This window comes from Bifidobacterium sp. FKU, assembly GCF_026016385.1.
Lineage (GTDB): Bacteria > Actinomycetota > Actinomycetes > Actinomycetales > Bifidobacteriaceae > Bifidobacterium > Bifidobacterium infantis.
The window spans coordinates 232,692-252,728 of record NZ_CP092888.1 but is presented as its reverse complement, the minus strand read 5'-3'; the positions used below and the strand labels follow the sequence as shown (position 1 = coordinate 252,728).

Below are 20,037 nucleotides of genomic sequence, written 5' to 3'. Positions count from 1 at the left end.
TTCATGGCCCGCACGGCAAAGACGCTCACCTTTGTGATCCCCGCATACAATATGGAATCCTATCTCGATCGCTGCGTAAGCTCGCTGCTTTCGGCGACGAACACCGACGACATCGAAGTGCTGGTCGTCGACGACGGATCGCAAGACGGCACGCTGGAAATGGCACAGAAATTCGAGGTCCGCTATCCAGGCATCGTGCGCGCCATCCACCAGGAGAACAAGGGCCACGGAGGGGCCGTCAACACCGGCATCGCGGCGGCGAACGGCATGTATGTGAAGGTTGTGGACGCCGACGATTGGGTGGACCCCGAATCGCTCGAACAGGTCATGACCGTGCTGCGCGAAGAGGCCGATTCCACCGAGCCGATCGACATGCTCGTCACCAATTATGTGTATGACAAGGTTGGCAAACGCAACAAGCATGTGGTGAACTTCCGCCATGCCATGAAGGCCGGCGAGCGCCTGACCTGGAACGATCTTGGGCATTTCGGCTTGGCTGAATACATTCTCATGCACGCGCTGACGTACCGCACCGCCGTGGTGCGAGAGTCCGGCATGCAACTGCCGGAGCACACGTTCTACGTGGACTTCATTTACGCGTACCAGCCGTTCCCGTGGGTGAAGGCCATGAAATATTTGGATACGCCGTTCTACCACTATTTCATCGGGCGCGACGGGCAAAGCGTGCAGACCGATGTGATGATCCGCCGCGTCGACCAGCTACGCCTCGTCAACCAGTGCATGGTGCGTGCCACCCCGGAACGCGACACGGTGCCGGACGGCCTGTACCGTTATATGATCCACTTCCTGGCGATTGAAAGTTCCGTGGCAAGCGTGTTCATGATTTTGTCTCGCGATCCGGAAAATTATGAGAAGAAGAAGGATATGTGGGACGACATCAAGGCGCACTCCCCCACTATTTACAAGGATGTGCGCAAGAAGGCCATGTCTCGCGCGCTGAACTTGCGCGGGTCGATCGGTCATTTCGTGATTCGCAAGGGATATTTCGTGGCGGAACACGTCGTCGGGTTCAACTGATCGCGATTTCCGACGATTTGATGGTCAATCGACGGTCTGGATGGCACTATCTGCCTTATATATGGCAGAACTGACGTACGGGGGCGAGGATGCAGTCGTGAGGCTGTTGGAAGCAGCACTGGCGCTTCCAACAGCCTACGTTCATGCGGAACTTCCCCGAGCGCGGAAACCTGGCTCATTGGGACGGGTTTTGCCGGATTTCGGGGCTTTATGCTCAGTTCCAGCGGTCGGACATGGCGAAACTGTTGTGCATGAGGTTGCTGGACGTGTAGAGCACGTCGTTGAGCAGTTTCGTAACGTGAGTGCGCAAGTATTCCGCCATTTCCTCGTTGGACTGCTGCAGTCTGGCGATGGTTGCACTACCTGCGTTTTCCGTAATATCCGCGGCCCCTGCACTCTCTTGCGATTCGGACGCGCTCGTTTGCGCGGTCATCTCACGCGATTCGGCATCGGTACGTTCCACCAGACGATGGCCGTACGCGCGGGCCGATTCCGCAAATTCTTCGATCGCATTGCTGGTTTCGTAGAAATGCGCGTCGGCGAGCGCGGCGATCAGACGGTTCGCCCAGTACAGGTTGCCGGTCGAGACTTCCGGCGTGGTGTCGCGCAGGTAGGCGGGCGTATCGTTGACGTTCGCGTAGAACGGCGTCGCGGCGGTGAACGGGCCGGAACCGAACGACACCCACATCACCGTGCGGTTGACGGCCGGCGCATACGGGCGCACCTGAATCGCCACCATATGCCCGGTGCGGTTGATGCCGATCGGACGGTAGCGATGGCGGCTTTCCGCCGTTCCGAGCGTGCCGTACGGATCATATGGCGTGCCTTCGAAATGCGAGGACAGCAGGAAATCGACGTCTTCGAGGCTTATCTTGGCTTCCGGCACGCGACACCAGGGAATGTCGTCGGACTCCGGCGTGTGGCGGGCGGCCGGCGAATCCCAATCCTCGCTGGGGTTGAGATGGCGCTGCATGTACCAGGCGCGGGGCGTGTTGTAGATGTGATCCTTCGGCGTCGCCGTGCCGAACGCCTTGCGCGGGTTGAAATGGCCCGGCGCGGCGTCCATGGTGCGGTCGAGATGATGCGCGGCCATGAACTCGCGCAGATCGGCGCTGCACAGGTATTCGCGCCGTTCGCCGAACGCGTCGGCGAGATCGAAATCGTCGATGCCTAGCTGGTTGGGGATTGTGGCGTAGCAGTCGTCGGGAACCCGGCGGGCGATCCAATGATGCCCGCCGATGGTCTCGACGTACCAGATTTCGTCCACGTCGGAGATGATCACGCCGTTCGACTCGTACGTGCCGTAGGTTTCGAGCAGTTCGCCCAGACGGATGACGCCCTCGCGCGCGGTGGCGACGTATGGCAGCACGAGGGTGATGATGTCTTCCTCGCCGATGCCGCCCGGCCGTTCGTTGCGATGGTCGACGTCGCCGGGCTCGCCGTGGGCCGGCTTGAGCTCGACCATCGGATCCGCGCCGAGCACGCGCTCGTTGACGGCGATGGTTTCGGTCGCGCTCATCGCCACGTTGTGTTCGTTGGCTCCGGCTTCGGCCAGAATGCCACGATTGTTCAGAACGTTGGGGGCGATGGTGTACCGGCAAGGATCGTCCGGCAGGTCGATTTCGACATGGCTCAGCACGCTGCGGTAGTGGCGCGGCTGATCGGCGGGGGCGACCGCGATGAATCGTTTGGGATCGTAACGACCGGAACCGGAATCGTCGTCGCGGGCGATGATGGTGGAGCCGTCGTAGCTTGCGTTTTTGCCGACAAGGATCGTGGTGCATGACATGGAACACCATGGTAGGAGCCGGACTGGTCGGCAGGCGACGCGGCCGACGCGCCCCGCTCTCATGACGATGCCTTTGGAGCTTGGTCTGCCGGCCCCTATTGGCCGCCGACCAAGAAGTTCATGAACGAAATCGACCACTTGAGGAGGCGGCAATGAGCGACTTCAGCGAACGCGATAAGGCGCTGCTGGCGAAGTTCGGCATGACCGAGGAGCAGGTGGAGCGTGACGAGAGGATGGCCGAGTCGGAGACCGAGCCCGACGGGCTGACCGGGCGCGTCCACTATGGGCTGCATCTTGACCAGCCGGACGAGGAGATGATCAGCGTCAGCATCCGCGTGCCCAAGTCCACGAGCTGACCGAAACGGCCAGGCGCTACCACATCAGCCGCAGCGAATACATGCGCCGCAAGCTCGCCGCGCCCGTGGGCTGAATCGGGAGACAGGCAACGAACGGCGGCAAGTAACGCAAGAGCCGGCCCCCAAGATACTCGGGGCGTCCGGCTCTCACTTCCATTTCCCCAGCGGGGTTGGCTTGGTTACAGTGTAACGCCTTTCAAAGACGTTCACCCGGCGCTGATAACGATGGTGCGCACGGAGGCAAGGAATCCATCATATTGGTGCTCGCCGGCCCGCCAGTCGCCGTAGGAGCCGAGCAGCTGGTCGGGCAGCCACAGCCTGGCATCGGCGGCACCTGCCACGAGATCGACCCGGATGGAGTCGATGAAGCGCCGGCTTCTCAACGCGTCGATGAAACGGATGTCCCTGGCGTCCTGGGCCTTGTCGCGCCGCTCCAGCACGAGGCGATCAACCGAATACTCGCGTTCCAGCACCGGTAGCAGGGTTTCCAGGCACTTCCTTCTCGCACGTTCGGCAGTGTTCCAATCGCCTAGGGGAATCGCCGCGACGATGACGTGAGTGAGCCCGAGGCCGGAGATGGCGTCGATGGCTTTGAATCGCAGCTTGGGCTGCATGTCCCGCCAATGGAGCTTGCTTGCGTTTCTGGGTTTGACGGTATTGAGCCGAGAGCGGGTGAAATCCTCGTCGAGGTCGCAGACGCACGCCCCCATGAGATACATGGACTCGGGCACGTTCGACTTGCGAACGCTCTCGTCGCCCCATGCCGTGGCCATCGAACCATCCCTCCGATTATGTAATCCGCCAAGGGTTTCGATACTAGCGGTTAGACAGGTCTTTGCCTGACGGCTACAGCCCAACGGAGGGCATAGGTAGTGCGGTCATTGTGTCTAATTGCGTCTGGAAACCATATCGCCGGGTAAAACAAAACCCTTGGAACTCAGTGTTTCCAAAGGTTTTCGGTGCCCCCCGTGGGATTCGAACCCACAACCCACGACTTAAAAGGACGCTGCTCTAACCGTTGAGCTAGAGGGGCAACTCTACTAGGATACACGCGCTCATCCGACAAACCAAATCGGCGATTTGCCGCGACGATCGTCGGCCCGTCCGCGCATATGGCCCATATCACGCCCACATCGCACGCGCCCTCTGGCCATGCACGGCCATGAACGACTACCCTTGGCCATATGAGTGAATCCCCCAACTGGAGCAATCCACTGCGCGACTCGCGCGATCTCAGACTGCCCCGCATCGCCGGCCCGTGCAGCCTTGTCATTTTCGGCGTCACGGGTGACTTGGCGCAGAAGAAACTGCTGCCGGCCGTCTACGACCTGGCCAACCGCGGTCTGTTGCCGCCAAGCTTCGGTCTGACCGGCTTCGCCCGCCGCGACTGGACACAGGAACGGTTCATCGAATTCGTCAAGGCCGCTATCCAGGCGCATTGCCGTACGCCGTTCAAGGAGTCGACTTGGCGCAATCTGGCCGCCGGAATCCGCTTCGTGCAGGGTACGTTCGACGACCCGGAGGCCTTCGAGCGTCTGAGCGCCACCGTGCAGGAGCTTGACCGCGACCGCGGCACGCAGGGTAACCATGCCTTCTACATGTCGGTGCCGCCGCGCGCCTTCCCGCAGGTTGCCAAGCAGTTGGCCGCCTCCGGCCTGTCGCGCTCGTCCGAGGGCGCCTGGCGCCGCGTGATCATCGAGAAGCCGTTCGGCCATGATCTGGCCAGCGCCAAGGAACTCGACAGCGTGGTGTCCGAGGTGTTCGACCCGAGTTCCGTGTTCCGCATCGACCACTACCTCGGCAAGGAGACCGTGCAGAACCTGCTGGCCCTGCGCTTCGCCAACGCCATGTACGAGCCGATCTGGAACGCCAACTATGTGGACCATGTGCAGATCACGATGGCCGAGGACATCGGCATCGGCGGCCGCGCCGGCTATTACGACGGCATCGGCGCCGCACGCGACGTCATCCAGAACCACCTGCTTCAGCTCATGGCCCTGACCGCCATGGAGGAGCCGGTGAGCTTCACCGCCAAGGATCTGACCGCCGAGAAGACCAAAGTGCTTTCCGCCGTGCGTCTACCCAAGGATCTTGCCGCCAACACCGCGCGCGGCCAGTATGCCAGAGGATGGCAGGGATCGCATGAGGTGGTCGGCTATCTGGAGGAGAAGGGCATCGACCCCCGAAGCACCACCGAGACGTATGCCGCCATCCGTCTTGACATCGACACCCGCCGATGGGCTGGCGTGCCGTTCTACCTGCGTTGCGGCAAGCGTCTGGGTAAGCGTGTCACCGAGATCGCCGTGATGTTCAAACGCGCCCCGCACCTGCCGTTCGAACAGACCGCTGTGCGCGAACTCGGCAAGAACGCCATCGTGATTCGCGTTCAGCCCGACGAAGGCGTCACCATGCGTTTCGGCGCCAAGGTGCCGGGCGGCTCCACCATGGAGGTCCGAGACGTGAACATGGATTTCAGCTATGGTCGCTCCTTCACCGAGAACTCGCCGGAAGCCTACGAACGACTGATTCTGGACGTGCTGCTCGGCGACCCGCCGCTGTTCCCCACCACCGAAGAGGTGAACCTCAGCTGGGAGATTCTCGACCCGATTGAACGATTCTGGTCCACGCTCGGCCAGCCGCAAGCCTATCGCTCCGGCACATGGGGCCCAACCCAAGCCGACGACATGCTGGCACGCGACGGACGCCATTGGAGGATGCCATGATCATCGACATGCCGAATACCCGCACCCGCGAAATCGCGCACAAGATCGAACAACTGCATGAGGAGCGCGGCGAATCGGCGACCGGCCGCGTACTGACGCTGCTGATCGCCACCGAGGACGCCGATCTGGAGCATGCGCTGGAGATCGCGAATTCGGCCAGCCGCGAGCATCCGTGCCGCGTGATCGCCGTGGTGCCGGACACCGATCCCGTCGCCCGGTCCGCCGATGGCGAGCCGGACGCGGCCGCCGAGGTGAGCGCGGATCGCGACAATCCGGCCGTCGACCTGACCGATGGGCCGAACGCCCCGAGCGGCTCCAACCTGAACGCCCAGGTGCGGTTCGGCGCGGACGCCGGCGCGGGAGAGATCATCATCCTGCGCCCGCGCGGCGGCCTGATCAACCATCCGGATACGCTGGTCATCCCGCTGCTCGTGCCGGACGCGCCCGTAGTGGCGTGGTGGCCGACCACGCCGCCGTCGAACCCAGCCAAGGATCTGATGGGGGCGATGGCCCGAAGCCGCATCACCGATGCGTTGCATTCCAACAACCCTGAGGCCACGATCGAACGTCTGCGCCGCAATTGGACGCCGGAAGACATCGACTTGTCGTGGACCAGACTGACCGTCTGGCGCGCGATGCTTGCCTCGATGCTCGACCAGCCACCGCACCTGCCCATCACTGCTGCCAAGGTGACCGGCAAGGCCGACTTCCTGCCGATGGAACTGCTGTGCGCATGGCTGCACCTCAAGCTCGGAGTGCCAGTCGAAACCGAATTCGTACCCGATGCCGAGGCTGTGACCGGCGTGTACCTGACCCGTGAGGACGGTGTGATCTCGCTGGAACGCCCGTATGAGGACCAAGCGCTGATCTCGATGCCCGGCCAGACTCCGCAGGAAGTATCCGTGCCGATGCGCACCATTGAGGATTGCCTGACCGAGGAACTGCGCCGCATCGATCCCGATGAGATCTACGCCGAGGTCATCAACGAAGGCTGGGATCTGATTCGTCACTGAAGTCGGTAGAACCGTTGCCACAGCGGCGTTGACATGAGTTCGGCAATTGTGGTCGAGCCATGCCAACGCCGTTGCTCATCGTTTCCTACCTCATGCGATGCCGAAGCTCATGACCGCGGAGTAATAAAGTGACATATGCGATGTCGCACAATGTACATTGTGTTGTCAACTGACAACACATTTCATTGCTGCAAATGGCTGGATTCCCGGCATGCCACCCGTATTATGCGTTGTCAACTGACAACACAATCCACATTGCAAAGTACGACACATACCCCATATAAGGACCATACATGGCAACTCGAAAACTCATTGTGTATCCGAATAAAGATCTGATGATTCAGGCTGGCGCGCAACGTTTTGTCTTGGCGCTACTCGATTTGCTCGCCGAACGATTGCCTGATGGCACGCACCGCACGCGCGTGGATGTGGCGCTGTCTGGCGGTTCGGCCGCGCAGCCGTTGGGCTTGGTGCTGAGCGATCCGCTGGCTGATGCGATTGATTGGTCGCGCGTGCATTTCTGGTGGAGCGACGAACGCTTCGTGCCGGCTTACGACACCGATCGCAATGCTTTGGAGGCCCGTCGCCTGCTGCTTGACCAGCTCGTGGCCAACGGCAAGCTGCCGGAATCAAATATCCATGAGATGGCGGCCGACGTTCGTTCCGCCGACGAGATCGCCGATGTTATGTCCGATGCCGACAGCGCCGACGATTCCGTTCGCGCCGCCGCCGATGCCGCGAATGATGCATTGCTGGACGCCGCCGCCCGCGATTATGGGGCCGAACTCATCCGTGAGCTTGGTCCGGAACCGGTAATCGATCTGATGATTCTCGGCATGGGACCGGACGGTCACTATGCGTCGCTGTTCCCTGGTCATGATGAGGTCAAGGTTACCGATAGGCTCACCGTGGGTGTGAACCACTCCCCCAAGATGCCGCCGCTGCGTGTTTCATTGACCGCGCCGCTCATCGCACGTTCACGCCATACGTGGTTCTTCGCCGCCGGTGCCGGCAAAGCCGAATCGCTGGCCCATGTCTTCGAGCAGCCCAACAACCCGGATTACCCGTCCTCCTACGCCAACGGAGTGGACGAGTTCACCTGGTTCTCCACCGAAGAAACCGTCACCGCATTGTGATGGCGCCTCCTGTGGGCCGGACCCTGAATGAGGGGCCCGGCCCACAGATTGTCGCAAACGCTCAAGCCTGCTGTTCCTCGGGCTGGCCTTCCTGCGCCCACAACGTGTGGAACACGCCGGGCTTGTCTACGCGGCCGTAGGTGTGGGCACCGAAGAGATCACGCTGGGATTGGGTCAGCGCGGTGGGCAGACGCTTGGAGCGCAGACCATCGTAGTAAGCCAGGGAGCTGGAGAACACCGGGGTCGGGATGCCGGCCTCCACCGCGCGAACGATCACGCGACGCCATGCGTCCTGCGATTCGCCGATGATCTTCTCGAAGTACGGATCGAACAGCAGGGAAGCCGGCGGGTTATCGCCCTTGAAGGCCTCGGTGATGCGGTCGAGCAGGAACTGGGCGCGAATAATGCAGCCGCCACGCCAAATGCGGGCCACTTCGGACAGGTTGATATCCCAGCCGTATTCCTTGGCACCGTCCTGAATCTCGTTCAGGCCCTGAGCATAGGCCACGACCTTGGAAGCGAACAGGGCTTTGCGCACGTCATCGACGAACGCGGCCTTGTCTTCTCCGGCCAGATCGATGGTCTTGTTCGGGCCAGCCAGACCTTCCTTCTGAGCGTCTTCACGCAGCTCGCCGTGCGAAGACAGTGCACGAGCGAACACGGCTTCACCGATGGCAGCCACAGGAGAACCAAATTCCAGACCAGTCTGCACGGTCCACGTACCAGTACCCTTCATGCCGGCATGATCCACGACCACGTCCACGAACGGCTTGCCGGTCTCGGCATCCTTGTGGTGCAGGATCTGGGCGGTGATCTCGATCAGGTAGGAGTCGAGATCGCCCTTGTTCCACTCCTCGAACACGTCGCCGATCTCTTCGGCATCCATGCCGAGTCCACGGCGCAGAATGTCATACGCCTCGCCGATCACCTGCATGTCGGCGTATTCGATGCCGTTATGCACCATCTTGACGAAGTGGCCGGCGCCATCGGCACCGATGTGGGTCACGCACGGCTCGCCGTTCACCTTGGCGGCGATGGATTCCAGAATCGGCCCCAGGGTCTTCCAGGATTCCACGGTGCCGCCGGGCATCAGGGACGGGCCGTTGAGCGCGCCCTCCTCGCCGCCGGACACGCCGCAGCCCACGAAGTGGAAGCCCTTAGCACGTACTTCCTTCTCACGCTTGATGGTGTCCTTGAAGAAGGAGTTGCCACCGTCGACGATGATGTCGCCCGGTTCGAACACCTCTTCCAGCTGCGCGATGGTCGCGTCGGTCGGAGCACCGGCCTTGACCATGATGATGGCGGTACGCGGACGCTTCAGGGACGCGGCGAATTCCTCGAGCGTCTCGGCCGGTACAAAGTTGCCTTCGGCGCCATGCTCGTCCATGAGCTTCTCGGTACGCGAGTAGTGACGGTTGAACAACGCCACCGTATTGCCATGGTGCGCCAGATTACGCGCCAGATTGGAGCCCATCGCGGCCAGTCCGATCACACCAATGTTTGCTGCAGCTTCGGCCATGTGCCTTGCCTTTCGTTTCTTTCGTTTGGTTGTCCCATCGTCATCACGCGCGTCACGGACCGGCGCGGCGAAGCGGGAAGTCATTCCCGCGATGTTTGAAAGTCTATCCCGGCTGCCGTCCGCACGCGAGGCCCATCTTACGAAGGCCGCCCACGCACCACGCACTCATGGCACGCAGCGCTCGGGCGCATGCCGGGCGCGCTCACATGCGCCCGGCCTTGGAGGGATCGATGTGCATGGTCTGGAAACGGTTGGCCATGTACGCATCGCCATACCGTTCACTGAACCACACCGCGACCGGTGAATTCTGCGGTTGGCCGGCCATGCGCCCGTACCAGCAGTCCAAGGCCATCAGCGTGAAGGCGATGTCGATCACCATCAGCACCGCGCATACGGCGGTCAGCGAATACCGCACCTTCCAGGGAATGCGGTTGATCAGGGCGAGCAGTCGCGGCAGCAGCCATTTGACCCACGCCACGCCGATCAGACCCCAGAAGAACATGAACAGGCCCGAGGTGCGCCCGTCGATCGACAGCCATCGGCCGGTGTAGTCCCACGCGGTGATGCCGAAGGCCGCCTCCATGAACCAGCTCGTGCAGTATTCGAACGCGCCGCCAATCACCGCCGAGACACAGAAGATCAGGAACGGGTTCGCTTTCCACAGGCGGTTCAGGCATACGGTCACCAGCACCGCGCCACAGCCGTAGATCGGCGAGAACGGCCCCCACAGCAGGCCTGCACGGTCCTGAAGTTCGCCGTTGTACAACGCCATGTGATAGATCGTCTCCATGATCAGACCGAATACCGAGGCGATGGTGAACAGCCAGAAGATGTTGAAGAAGTCCAGTGCGATGTAGCCTTTGCCGGACTGGTCGCGGCCCAGCATGCCGGCCGCCACCGCCGATTCATAATCATCGCGATCGTCCATGCGTTTGAGTGCGCGCTGCAGGCGCCGTTCCTCGCTCAGGGAGGGGTCGGCGGTCACCGAAATCACGACGAGAATAATCATCTGAATCAGCGGCAGCAGCAGGTTGAAGCCAAGGCCGGTCAGGGCCAGCGACAGCATGCCGTCGGCCAACGTCAACGGCATCAGCACGTAGGTCCAGCGCGCGGCATACCGGCGATGGTTGCGCAGCAGCATCACGCCGAACACGATCAGGCAGACGGCGCTGACCACCAGCACCACCGCGCGGACCGCGGACAGGATGAAGGTCAGGCTCATCGCATCGACGTGCACATGACCATCCAGAATCTCGCGCACGGCATAGAGGATGGAAATCACCATAATCGGCAATGTGGCGAGTCCGTCCAGCAGCACGACCGCGCCATAGATGCGCGCCAGAATCGGTAATCGCTTGGCGTTCAGGTTCAAGCCGGCGTCGTCCAATTCGACGGCCACCAGATCGGCCACGACTGCGGACTCGGCGTCACGGTTCTCTCGCGTCTTGCCAAGGGTAGCGGCCGTGCCATCGTCCTTGAATTCAACCATGGTTTCCTCCCCACATAGCGTCCCCTTACACTATCACCCGATTGCAGTTTTGCCGAACTTGATGGACGGCCGGTACATGTCTGTCTACATTGCCGGACACCGAGCCCGCTATCGCTTTCAGAAAGCATCCAAAAACCATCCAGAAATCTTGTCAATAAGTTCCGGAACGCCTTTCGCTCCAGCCAAGGCACTGACGGCCAGTCCGGCACCGGCAACAGCTCCGGCACAGGTTCTGACACTTCCGGCAACTCCAGCTCCGACCAGTCATCCAGCCAGAACGAGCAGTCGGCCATCGATGGCCAATCCGGCACCATCGAAAGCTGATACAACGGTTTATCCATGGGGCGGTAGCTCTCTCATGAGGCGGTAATTACCCCATGGGGCGGTTAGCCCAAAACCGCATTCCGCGGAATAAAGCCATTTTAAGCCACCGCCCCATGGGGATTTCACCGCCCCATGGGCCACTTACCGCCCGATGAAGGTTTTACCGCCCCATGGAGGGCAGCCTCACACCAACACACACAGCACCCCAGCCCACAGCACCCCAGCCACAAAAATTAGGCATAATGCCCAGCGACGCACGATAAGCCGCTGGGCAGCGGCGTTATTCCGCCAAAGACATCATCAATCACCCCATTGATCTCCGGCAGCCGTATTACGCTACTACAACCGTAGCGCTACGATTAACGTATCGCTACGGAAAACGTAGCAACCAAGCAACACCAAGCTCCGGAGGTATCAGTGGGCAATATCTTCAAGGTCCTCAAACGCGACTTCCTGCGCCTGTTCAAGGTGCCGGCCGCATGGGTGATCCTGTTCGGCATGGTGTTTATCCCGCCACTGTATTCGTGGTACAACATCGTCGGCTTCTGGGACCCGTACGGCAATACCAAAGGCATCACCGTCGCCATCGCCAACAATGACGACGGCACCGACAACGCGCTCATCGGCAAGCAAAACCTCGGCGATCAAATCGTCAAGCAGCTGAAAAGCAACGACCAGCTCGGCTGGACCTTCGTCACCGAAGCCGAGGCCATGGACCAGGTGGAATCCGGCAAGGCATACGCAGCCATCATCATCCCCAAAGACTTTTCCGACGATCTCGCCGGCGTGGTGACCGGCGGCAAGAGTCGGCCCACTCTGGAGTATTACGTCAACGAAAAAGCCAGCGCCATCGCCCCCAAAGTCACCGACGTCGGCGCGTCCACTGTGGACCGCACGGTCAATTCCACATTCGTCTCCACCGTATCCAAAGTACTTACCGAAGTCATCAATACGGTTGGCGGCAAAGTCATCAGCACCGAAGACACCACCAAAGCCAAGGCCCTCACGGCCCTTGCCGAGGCCTCCGGCGACGTGCAGCACACACGCAGCACCATCGCCAAGCTCACCACCAAACTCACCGATACCCCAGAGCAGACACGCACCGCACGTCAGGCGCTGGACGACGCGCGCACACTTGGCATCGACACCGCGGAAGGCCTGGCCGGCGTCTCCACCCTGATCGGCACTACCCAGACCAGCCTGAACGGCTTCGTCACCTCCACGTCCGAAGCGCTTGACCAAGGCTCAAGCCTGCTGAGCCAAGCCGCAGCACAGGCCAACCAAAGCGTGGGCACGGTAGCCGGAACCATCAGCGCCGCCAATCAGCAGGTAGACGGACTGATCAATACGGCGGAAGACATCAACCAAGCGAACGCCGACATCATCGGCCAACTCAAAGGGCTGCCGAACGCCGATCGAGAACCGCTGCAATCCGCCATTGCCACACTGGAAAGCCGCAATAGCGAGCTTGCCGGCGCACTGGGCAACCTCGATAGCCTGAACACCACTATCGGCAACGCCTCCACAGACACCGCCGGATTGGCGCAGCATCTCAATACCGCCACCCAAACCACGGTGCGCGAGGCCAATACCGCTCGCGGCACCATCACCTCCGGCGCCATTCCTCAGCTCAACACCGGCCTCAACACCCTCAGCTCGACCGCCAACACTCTGTCGACCGGCATCACGTCGCAAGGCTCACTCATCGATCAGTCGAAGAGCACCCTCGATCAACTCGACAAAGCCGCCTCCACCACGGTGACCGCGCTACGCGACACCGATAAGGCGCTGGCCGGCGTGCAAACCAAGCTCGATACGCTGACCACCGACATCAAAGCCCTGAGCATCTCCAGTTCACTCAGTTCCCTGATCGGCACCGACGGCAAACTGGATGCCGCCACAATCGCCGACTTCATGCTCTCCCCCACTGTTATCAGCGAACGGGCCGTCTACCCGGTCGCCTCCTATGGTTCCGGCATGGCACCGCTGTTCACCACCCTGTCTTTGTGGGTGGGCGCGTTCGTGCTCGTGGTCATTCCCAAACTCGAAACCGACGACGAGGGCATCGACGATCTCACGCCAACCCAAGGCTATCTCGGCCGTTTCCTGCTGCTGGCCACGCTGGCCGCCGTCCAAGGCCTGGTCACGGCCATCGGCGATCTTGTCATCGGCATTCAATGCGCGAGCGCCCCGGTGTTTCTGCTCACCTGCGTCATCACCTCACTGGTGTATATGTCGGTGATTTTCGCCCTCTCCACCACGTTCATGCACGTGGGCAAAGGCGTGTGCGTGGCGCTGGTCATTCTGCAGGTGCCGGGCGCCTCCGGCCTGTACCCGATTGAAATGATGCCCGCGTTCTTCCGCGCCATCTACCCGCTGCTGCCGTTCACCTATTCGATTGACGCAATGCGTGAAACCATCGGCGGCTTCTACGACGGCCACTGGTTCGCCTATATCGGCAAATTGCTGGTTTTCGCGGTTCTGGCCTTTGCGCTTGGCCTCGGTGCCCGGCCGAAACTGGCCAATCTCAACCGCCTGTTCGCGCGGGAAATCAAGGAAAGCGACATGATTATCGGCGAGCCGGTGCACCTGCCTGGCAGCGAATACCGTGTCACTCAGGCCATTGCGGCACTGGCCGACCGCGACGAATACCGTCATGCCATCGAACGTCGGGCCGCCAAATTCGCCTACCGTTATCCCCGGCTGCTGCTGGGTGCGCTTATCGCCGGATTCGTGGTGCCGGCCGCGCTCATTATCGTGTTTGTGCTGACCACCAGCGAGAAAATCGTGGTCATGGGCACATGGCTGGCATGGGTGCTCATCATCATGGGCTTCCTGATGGTCGTGGAATTCATGCGCGATTCCATCCGCCGCCAAACCGAGCTCGGCAACCTCTCCGACGAGTCGATCCGCGCCATGCTGTACGGGCATAAGGCCAAGCGTCGCGACACCTCCGCCGAACGCCACGAAGAAGCGGACCCGAGCGCCGCCGTTACCGCAATCATCCCCACTATTCCGCCGACCAAGGAAGGCAGGCACGCACGATGAACACCATGTGGAAACTGTTTACCGGCGACATCAAACGCCTGACCAGCAACGTGGTCTCCATCATCATCGTGATCGGCTTGGTGATGATTCCCGGCCTGTTCACCTGGTTCAACGTGGCCGCATGCTGGGACCCGTTCTCGAATATGAAGAACCTGAAATTCGCGGTGGCGAATGTGGATGAGGGGTATCGTTCCGACCTGATCCCGATGAAAGTCACGGTCGGTGATCAGGTGGTGAACGCGCTGCGCGCCAACAGTCAGCTCGATTGGACGATCACGTCCAAAGCCGATGCCGTCGAGGGCGCACGATCCGGCAAATACTACGCGGCCATCGTAATTCCGAAGTCGTTCAGCAAAGACATGATGACCTTCTTCTCCGACGATGTGCAGCATGCCGAACTGACCTATTACCGCAACGAGAAGAAGAACGCGCTGGCACCGAATCTGCTCAACGAGGGCACGGACGAGGTGGCGGCGGAAATCAACACCACGTTCGCCAAGACCATCACTTCGGCAGGGCTGGAAATCGCGTCTTCGCTGGCCGATCAGCTGTCCAAGCCCGAAGCCAAAGAGCAACTGAATACCTTCAACGCCAATATCGCCGATTTCGCCACACGGCTTGACGATACGGCGGATTTGCTTGGCACATACAGCGCATTGACCGATACGGCCGGCGCCTTGCTCGACACCTCGAACTCGCTGATCACGCAGGTTTCCTCTGCCGCCAAACAAGGAGGCAAGGATCTCGCCAGCGCCAAGCAGGGAGTCACCGACGTGGTCGGAGCCCTGGGCACCACCGCTGACGCGATGAGCAGCTCACTGGACGCGAGCGCCTCCAGTTTCGGCGCGGTGTCCGATTCCATAGACAAGCTGTATTCCGACGCGAATGATGGTGCCACCACGGCCGCCGACGAATTGGACCGTCAAGCCACGGCCATTGGCAAGCAGACGGAGAAATACACTGAAATTCGCAACACGTTGGCCGGCATACTGGGCAACGACTCATCCATCATCACGGCGATTGACCGTTCAATCGCACGGCAGAACAGGCTGCGGCAAGCGCTGAATACAGCGGCGACCAATATTCGCCAAGGTAATCAGGACGCGCAGGATCAGCATGCGCAGGTCAAGGATCTGGCCGATCAAGCGCAGAACAGTATCGCCAATATCAAGTCGGATTTCACGGCCACGGTGAAACCGCAGATCGACTCCCTGTCGTCCACCGTCTCTGACGCCTCCGGCATACTGAGTTCCGGCGCCACCCAGTTGGACTCCACGCTCGGCGACCTGAAAAGGACTTCCGACGACGCCAGCGATATGCTCGGCGACGCTCGCACCACCTTGGGCAAGGTGTCCGGCAAACTGCGTTCCGCCGGTGCCGAACTGGCTTCGTTCAACAGTACACTGAGCGACGCACTAAACAGTGGCGATATGAGCATGGTCAAAGAGGTGCTGGGCAATGATCCCGAAACGCTGGCCAGTACGTTGGCCGCGCCGGTGCAGCTCAGGCGCAAGGCCGTATTCCCGGTGGCGAATTTTGGTTCGTCGATGGCGCCGTTCTACACGCTGCTGCCGTTGTGGGTGGGCGCGCTGCTGATGGTGGTGACGCTGAAAACCACCGTGTCTCGCCGAACGCGCAAAGCATTGGGCGATCCACGGCCGCATCGGCTCTTCCTTGGACATTACGGGGTGTTCGCACTGATTGCGCTGCTGCAATCCACGGTGTCGCTCGGTGGCGATCTGCTGTTCCTGCGCGTGCAGGCCGTGCATCCGCTGCTGTTTATGTTGTCTGGATGGCTGGCCTCGTTGGTGTTCTCGTTCTTCACCTATACGATGGTGGTGAGTTTCGGCAATGTGGGTAAGGCAATCGGCGTGCTTATGCTCATCGTGCAGATTTCGGGTGCGAACGCTGCCTACCTGGTGCAGATGTTGCCCGACTTCATCGCCAAAGTCAGTCCGTTCTTGCCGCTCACCCATGCGGTGACGATGATGCGTGCGGCCATCGCCGGCATCTACGACATGGATTACTGGCGGGCCGCCGGAATGCTGCTGGCATTCGTGCCGCCGCTACTGTTGCTTGGGCTGTTGCTCAGGAAGCCACTGGTGCGGTTCAACCAGTGGTATGTGGCCAAAGTCGAGAGCACTAAAGTGCTGGGCTAGTAGGTATTATCCGGGAGTTGCCTACAAACGGCATGGACTTACCACCCTCAGTCTGGCTTTGCCAGCCAGCTCCCGCCAGCGGGAGCGTACGGGAGCATATTTCGAAGAGAAGAGATGACGGAGATGACAGGTACGACGGCGACACCGCGCGGTGAGCGCACGCGCGAGGCGACGGATCGCAAGCTCATGCGAGCCACGCTGCAGATTGCGGTGGACCGCGGCATCAGCGGCGTGACCATCGAGGAGGTGGCCCGGCGCTCCGGTGTGGCCAAAACCACGATTTACCGTCGATACCATAATGCCGACGAGCTGCTGCGCGAGATCAGCGCGATGTATCTGGCCATCCCGGATTCCGGCCCAGTGCCCAGCCCCACGCGTGAGCATTTCACGCAACTATTGCAGCGATTGGTCGATTGGGTGCGCGACAACGACATCGACGTCAAGCGCGTGGGCATTGTATTGTCCAGCGAGGCCGAGTTCTTCCAGCACATCGTCGACCAGGTGGTGACCCCGTGGCTGGAGCATGTGGGGGCGTTCCTCAAGCAGGGAGTCGCGCAGGGCGTGTTTCGCGAGGACGTTGACGAGAAGTTGCTGTTGTCCACGATTATCGGGTCTTTGGTGGCGTATGAGGCCATCGAGGGCAAAGCGATGGACGACGACACCGCCTGGGCCTCGCGCATGGCCGATCTGCTGTGGCCAGCATTGCTGAAGTAGCGGTCTTACTCCTGAATCGAAGCCTCCTGGCGGGCGACTTCGAGGGCTTTGTTGAAGGCGTCGGAGGTCCAACTGGCACCGGCGACCTTGTCCACTTTGAGTCCCTTCAGGGGCTTGCCGTCCACTACGCCGTTGATGGCTTTGGCGAAGTCGTCCTGATGGTTCTTGGAAATCGCGGTGAACGGGTGCCCAATGATTTTGACGGTCTCGACGTTGCCGTCCTTGATGGTCAGATGGACGTCGATGGAATCCTCGCCGACCGGGCCGTACTGGCCGTTGATCGAGTAGTTGCCGTCCTTGTAGTTGCCGGTGTCCTTCTTGTCGGACGTGGTGGTGGACGGGTCGTTGTGCGATGAGCCGGAATCGGAGCCGTCGGAGCTATCGGAGCCGTTCGACTGGGATTGCGACTGCTCTTCCTGCGACTTCTCGGTCTCGCCCGAGTTGCCGGCGTACGCATCGTCCATCGGCGTGGCCTTGGATTCGCCGCACCCGGCCAGCAGCGCGCCAGCCACGACCAGTCCGGCCGCCGCCAATGTCGCGGATTTCTTCAACGTATTCTTTTCGGTCATATTCACGCTCCTTAAGCCCCCTCTGACGAGGGGGCTGTCAGCGAAGCTGACTGGGGGAGAGACCATCAGCTTGCCATGTATTCCTCACATACTGCTCGATGCCCCTGACGGCCCTACTCCTCGCCGCCGGTTTTCGCGGCCTTGGTGGGGTCAGCGAAACCAATGGCGGTCTCGCCGTTCTGCGCGCCCTCGACCTGTGCACCCGTGGAGGCGGGCTTGCCGCCGGCCGCCTCGTAGACCTTGCGCGCATCCTCGTCATTCCACTTCTCACCGACGAGCACGCCATGGTTGAGCATGATCTCGCGCTGCGCGCAGCTGGCGACAAGCGCATCGTGGGTGACCACGATAATCGTGGTGCCCTGCTCGTGAAGCTTGCGGAACAGGTCGAGCACGATTTTCTCGTTCTTCTCGTCGAGGTTGCCGGTGGGCTCATCGGCCAGAATCAGCTTCGGGTCGTTGATCAGCGCGCGGGCCACGCACACGCGCTGCTGCTCGCCGCCGGAGAGCTGGCCGGGCAGGTGGTGGGCGCGATCCTTCAGGCCGACCTTTTCCAGCGCCTCCATGGCCTGCTTCTCATCGACCACCGAATGGTAGTACTGGGCCACCATCACGTTTTCCACGGCGGTCAGGTGCGGCACCAGATAGAACTTCTGGAACACCAGTCCGATGAGGTTCTTGCGCACGTCGGCCAGCTGCGTGGCGTTCAGGTCCTCCAGCTTGCGGCCTTCCAGCTTCACGGAGCCCTTGGAGGGCGTGTCCATGCAGCCGATCATGTTCATCAGCGTGGTCTTGCCTGAGCCGGAGGAGCCGACGATGGCGAGCCATTCGCCTTCCGGCACGGTCAAATTGAGGTCGTCCACGGCATGCAGGTCGCCGTAGATCTTCGAGATGTGGTCGAGTTCAAGTAGCATGACGTTCCTCTTTCTTTATTCTTCGCGAAGCACGACGGCGGGGTCGATGCGGGTGGCGCGGTGGACGGGCGGGATGGAGGCGACGATGGCGACCAGCGCGCTGAACAGCACGGAGATCAGCGCCAGCCACCAGTTGAATCCGATGGAGCGTTCGAACACCGCCACGCACAGCCAACTGGCGAGTCCGTAGCCGATTGCGGTGCCGATGAGGCCGCCAATCAGGCCGTAGAGCGATGATTCGATGTAGAACTCGGTGCCGATGGCACGCGAGCTGGCACCGAGGGCCTTGCGCAGGCCGATCTCGTTGCGTCGCTGCGAGACGATCGAGCTGATTGTGGTGCCGACGCCGACGAGCGTCAGCACCAGCACCACCAACGAGACGATCCAGAACAGCGTCTGCAGCATGGTGATGATGCGGGTGTCGGAGGCGGTGATCTTGGTGACCTGCTGCGCCTTGACGTGCATGGAGGTCATGTCGTTGATGCTGGACACCAGGCCCGCGAGATCGCTGGCGCCGGCCGAATACTCGATGACGTCCACGCCGCGCGTGATGCCGGTGAGCTTGTTGACGTCGGCGTTGGTGGCGTAGATGATCGAGTCTTCGCTGCCGCCGGTGTCCACGATACCGGCAACGCGGAATTCGGTGCCGGAGGTGTCCATGATGTCACTGGAGACACGGCCGTCTTTGGTTTGCTGGTCGATCGAGGATTTCGACGAAGTGCCGTTGGCGCTGGCGTTATCGGATGCACGGTAGCCGATGGTGATGGCGGAGCCGATTCTCAGGCCGATGGCGTCGGCGATGTCACGTCCGACCAGCACCTTGCCGTCGGTCGGCCACGAGCCATCGACCACCCAGTGATGGTTGAGGTTCTTGACCTGCGCCGCGTTCACGCCGGCCATCACGTACGGCGAGGCGTTGACACGCACGTTCTCGTAGCGGTAGGTGGCGTATTTCGCGGAACCCTTGGCCTTGACCATTTCAGTGGTGTGCTGCACCATCGCCTTGTCGATGCCGGCCTTGCCGTCGGCATTGGTCGATTCGGTGGGCGTGACAATCAGGTTCGCGCCGTACGCGCGCATCTCCTCGTTCATCTGATGCGGCACGGCGAGGCAGATCATCGCCAGGCAGAACAGTGTGGCCGCGCCGACCAGCGACGCCACCACAGCCATCACCGCGCGCGAACGCCGGCGGAACACGGCGCTGAACAGCATTCTGAAGAACATACCGGTGTTGGTCATCGGTTTCCTC

The 20,037-nt window shown here is 61.2% G+C and carries 15 protein-coding genes and 1 tRNA gene; 8 read left to right on the top strand and 8 right to left on the bottom strand.

The window, feature by feature from the left end:
• The first annotated feature begins 3 nt into the window (after positions 1-3).
• Entirely contained in the window at positions 4-1,038 is a 1,035-nt protein-coding gene (locus MMB48_RS01120) for a glycosyltransferase family 2 protein (RefSeq protein WP_032744926.1), read from the top strand.
• 214 nt (positions 1,039-1,252) lie between these two features.
• On the opposite strand, the gene MMB48_RS01115 is transcribed toward MMB48_RS01120, so the two are convergent.
• A complete protein-coding gene (locus MMB48_RS01115) occupies positions 1,253-2,827 on the bottom strand; it encodes a C69 family dipeptidase (RefSeq protein WP_032744927.1) in 1,575 nt (524 codons plus the stop codon).
• Positions 2,828-2,979: 152 nt separating this feature from the next.
• Between MMB48_RS01115 and MMB48_RS01110 the strand changes: the two genes are divergently transcribed.
• Positions 2,980-3,183: a CopG family transcriptional regulator gene (locus MMB48_RS01110; protein ID WP_230581274.1), complete on the top strand. Its 204-nt coding sequence runs from the start codon at positions 2,980-2,982 to the stop codon at positions 3,181-3,183.
• A gap of 206 nt (positions 3,184-3,389) precedes the next feature.
• Here MMB48_RS01110 and MMB48_RS01105 read toward each other — a convergent pair whose 3' ends face one another.
• Complete coding sequence (locus MMB48_RS01105; RefSeq protein ID WP_032744929.1) at positions 3,390-3,956, bottom strand: hypothetical protein; 567 nt, start codon at positions 3,954-3,956, stop codon at positions 3,390-3,392.
• Positions 3,957-4,143: 187 nt separating this feature from the next.
• A tRNA-Lys gene (locus MMB48_RS01100) sits at positions 4,144-4,216 on the bottom strand.
• A gap of 151 nt (positions 4,217-4,367) precedes the next feature.
• Here MMB48_RS01100 and zwf point away from each other — a divergent pair.
• The 3 genes from zwf (at position 4,368) to pgl (ending at position 8,055) form a co-directional block, all read left to right on the top strand.
• Positions 4,368-5,906, top strand: coding sequence for a glucose-6-phosphate dehydrogenase (gene zwf, locus MMB48_RS01095; protein ID WP_032744931.1), 1,539 nt, complete (start codon positions 4,368-4,370; stop codon positions 5,904-5,906).
• Entirely contained in the window at positions 5,903-6,919 is a 1,017-nt protein-coding gene (locus MMB48_RS01090) for a glucose-6-phosphate dehydrogenase assembly protein OpcA (protein ID WP_032744932.1), read from the top strand. Before zwf ends, MMB48_RS01090 begins: the two co-directional genes overlap by 4 nt.
• 293 nt (positions 6,920-7,212) lie before the next feature.
• Positions 7,213-8,055, top strand: a complete 843-nt coding sequence (gene pgl, locus MMB48_RS01085) for a 6-phosphogluconolactonase (RefSeq protein ID WP_012576657.1) — start codon at positions 7,213-7,215, stop codon at positions 8,053-8,055.
• A gap of 61 nt (positions 8,056-8,116) precedes the next feature.
• Here pgl and gndA read toward each other — a convergent pair whose 3' ends face one another.
• On the bottom strand, positions 8,117-9,574 hold the full coding sequence (gene gndA, locus MMB48_RS01080) for an NADP-dependent phosphogluconate dehydrogenase (RefSeq protein WP_032744934.1): 1,458 nt from the start codon (positions 9,572-9,574) through the stop codon (positions 8,117-8,119).
• 202 nt (positions 9,575-9,776) lie between these two features.
• Positions 9,777-11,063 (bottom strand): putative ABC transporter permease, encoded by a 1,287-nt coding sequence (locus MMB48_RS01075; protein ID WP_032744936.1) that lies wholly within the window; start codon positions 11,061-11,063, stop codon positions 9,777-9,779.
• Between the two features lie 741 nt (positions 11,064-11,804).
• On the opposite strand from MMB48_RS01075, the gene MMB48_RS01070 reads away from it, so the two are divergent.
• The 3 genes from MMB48_RS01070 to MMB48_RS01060 all read left to right on the top strand — a co-directional run bounded on the left by MMB48_RS01070 (position 11,805) and on the right by MMB48_RS01060 (position 17,308).
• A complete protein-coding gene (locus tag MMB48_RS01070) occupies positions 11,805-14,435 on the top strand; it encodes a YhgE/Pip domain-containing protein (protein WP_032744938.1) in 2,631 nt (876 codons plus the stop codon).
• Positions 14,432-16,594, top strand: a complete 2,163-nt coding sequence (locus tag MMB48_RS01065; protein ID WP_032744939.1) for a YhgE/Pip domain-containing protein — start codon at positions 14,432-14,434, stop codon at positions 16,592-16,594. Before MMB48_RS01070 ends, MMB48_RS01065 begins: the two co-directional genes overlap by 4 nt.
• Positions 16,595-16,708: 114 nt before the next feature.
• On the top strand, positions 16,709-17,308 hold the full coding sequence (locus MMB48_RS01060; protein ID WP_012576652.1) for a TetR/AcrR family transcriptional regulator: 600 nt from the start codon (positions 16,709-16,711) through the stop codon (positions 17,306-17,308).
• A 5-nt stretch (positions 17,309-17,313) separates the two neighbouring features.
• Here the strand turns inward: MMB48_RS01060 and MMB48_RS01055 are convergent, their stop codons facing one another.
• The 3 genes from MMB48_RS01055 to MMB48_RS01045 form a co-directional block, all read right to left on the bottom strand.
• On the bottom strand, positions 17,314-17,877 hold the full coding sequence (locus MMB48_RS01055; protein WP_032744941.1) for an FMN-binding protein: 564 nt from the start codon (positions 17,875-17,877) through the stop codon (positions 17,314-17,316).
• Between the two features lie 113 nt (positions 17,878-17,990).
• Positions 17,991-18,788, bottom strand: coding sequence for an ABC transporter ATP-binding protein (locus MMB48_RS01050; RefSeq protein WP_032744943.1), 798 nt, complete (start codon positions 18,786-18,788; stop codon positions 17,991-17,993).
• Between the two features lie 15 nt (positions 18,789-18,803).
• Positions 18,804-20,027, bottom strand: a complete 1,224-nt coding sequence (locus MMB48_RS01045; RefSeq protein ID WP_032744945.1) for an ABC transporter permease — start codon at positions 20,025-20,027, stop codon at positions 18,804-18,806.
• Positions 20,028-20,037: the final 10 nt, after the last annotated feature.

Bases quoted from the DNA above. Each gene is read 5' to 3' on its own strand.
- zwf (WP_032744931.1), top strand. From the start codon at position 4,368: ATGAGTGAATCCCCCAACTGGAGCAATCCACTGCGCGACTCGCGCGAT.
- MMB48_RS01105 (WP_032744929.1), bottom strand. From the start codon at position 3,956: ATGGCCACGGCATGGGGCGACGAGAGCGTTCGCAAGTCGAACGTGCCC.
- MMB48_RS01060 (WP_012576652.1), top strand. From the start codon at position 16,709: ATGACGGAGATGACAGGTACGACGGCGACACCGCGCGGTGAGCGCACG.
- MMB48_RS01120 (WP_032744926.1), top strand. From the start codon at position 4: ATGGCCCGCACGGCAAAGACGCTCACCTTTGTGATCCCCGCATACAAT.
- pgl (WP_012576657.1), top strand. From the start codon at position 7,213: ATGGCAACTCGAAAACTCATTGTGTATCCGAATAAAGATCTGATGATT.
- MMB48_RS01075 (WP_032744936.1), bottom strand. From the start codon at position 11,063: ATGGTTGAATTCAAGGACGATGGCACGGCCGCTACCCTTGGCAAGACG.
- MMB48_RS01110 (WP_230581274.1), top strand. From the start codon at position 2,980: ATGAGCGACTTCAGCGAACGCGATAAGGCGCTGCTGGCGAAGTTCGGC.
- MMB48_RS01045 (WP_032744945.1), bottom strand. From the start codon at position 20,027: ATGACCAACACCGGTATGTTCTTCAGAATGCTGTTCAGCGCCGTGTTC.
- MMB48_RS01090 (WP_032744932.1), top strand. From the start codon at position 5,903: ATGATCATCGACATGCCGAATACCCGCACCCGCGAAATCGCGCACAAG.
- MMB48_RS01115 (WP_032744927.1), bottom strand. From the start codon at position 2,827: ATGTCATGCACCACGATCCTTGTCGGCAAAAACGCAAGCTACGACGGC.
- gndA (WP_032744934.1), bottom strand. From the start codon at position 9,574: ATGGCCGAAGCTGCAGCAAACATTGGTGTGATCGGACTGGCCGCGATG.
- MMB48_RS01065 (WP_032744939.1), top strand. From the start codon at position 14,432: ATGAACACCATGTGGAAACTGTTTACCGGCGACATCAAACGCCTGACC.
- MMB48_RS01055 (WP_032744941.1), bottom strand. From the start codon at position 17,877: ATGACCGAAAAGAATACGTTGAAGAAATCCGCGACATTGGCGGCGGCC.
- MMB48_RS01050 (WP_032744943.1), bottom strand. From the start codon at position 18,788: ATGCTACTTGAACTCGACCACATCTCGAAGATCTACGGCGACCTGCAT.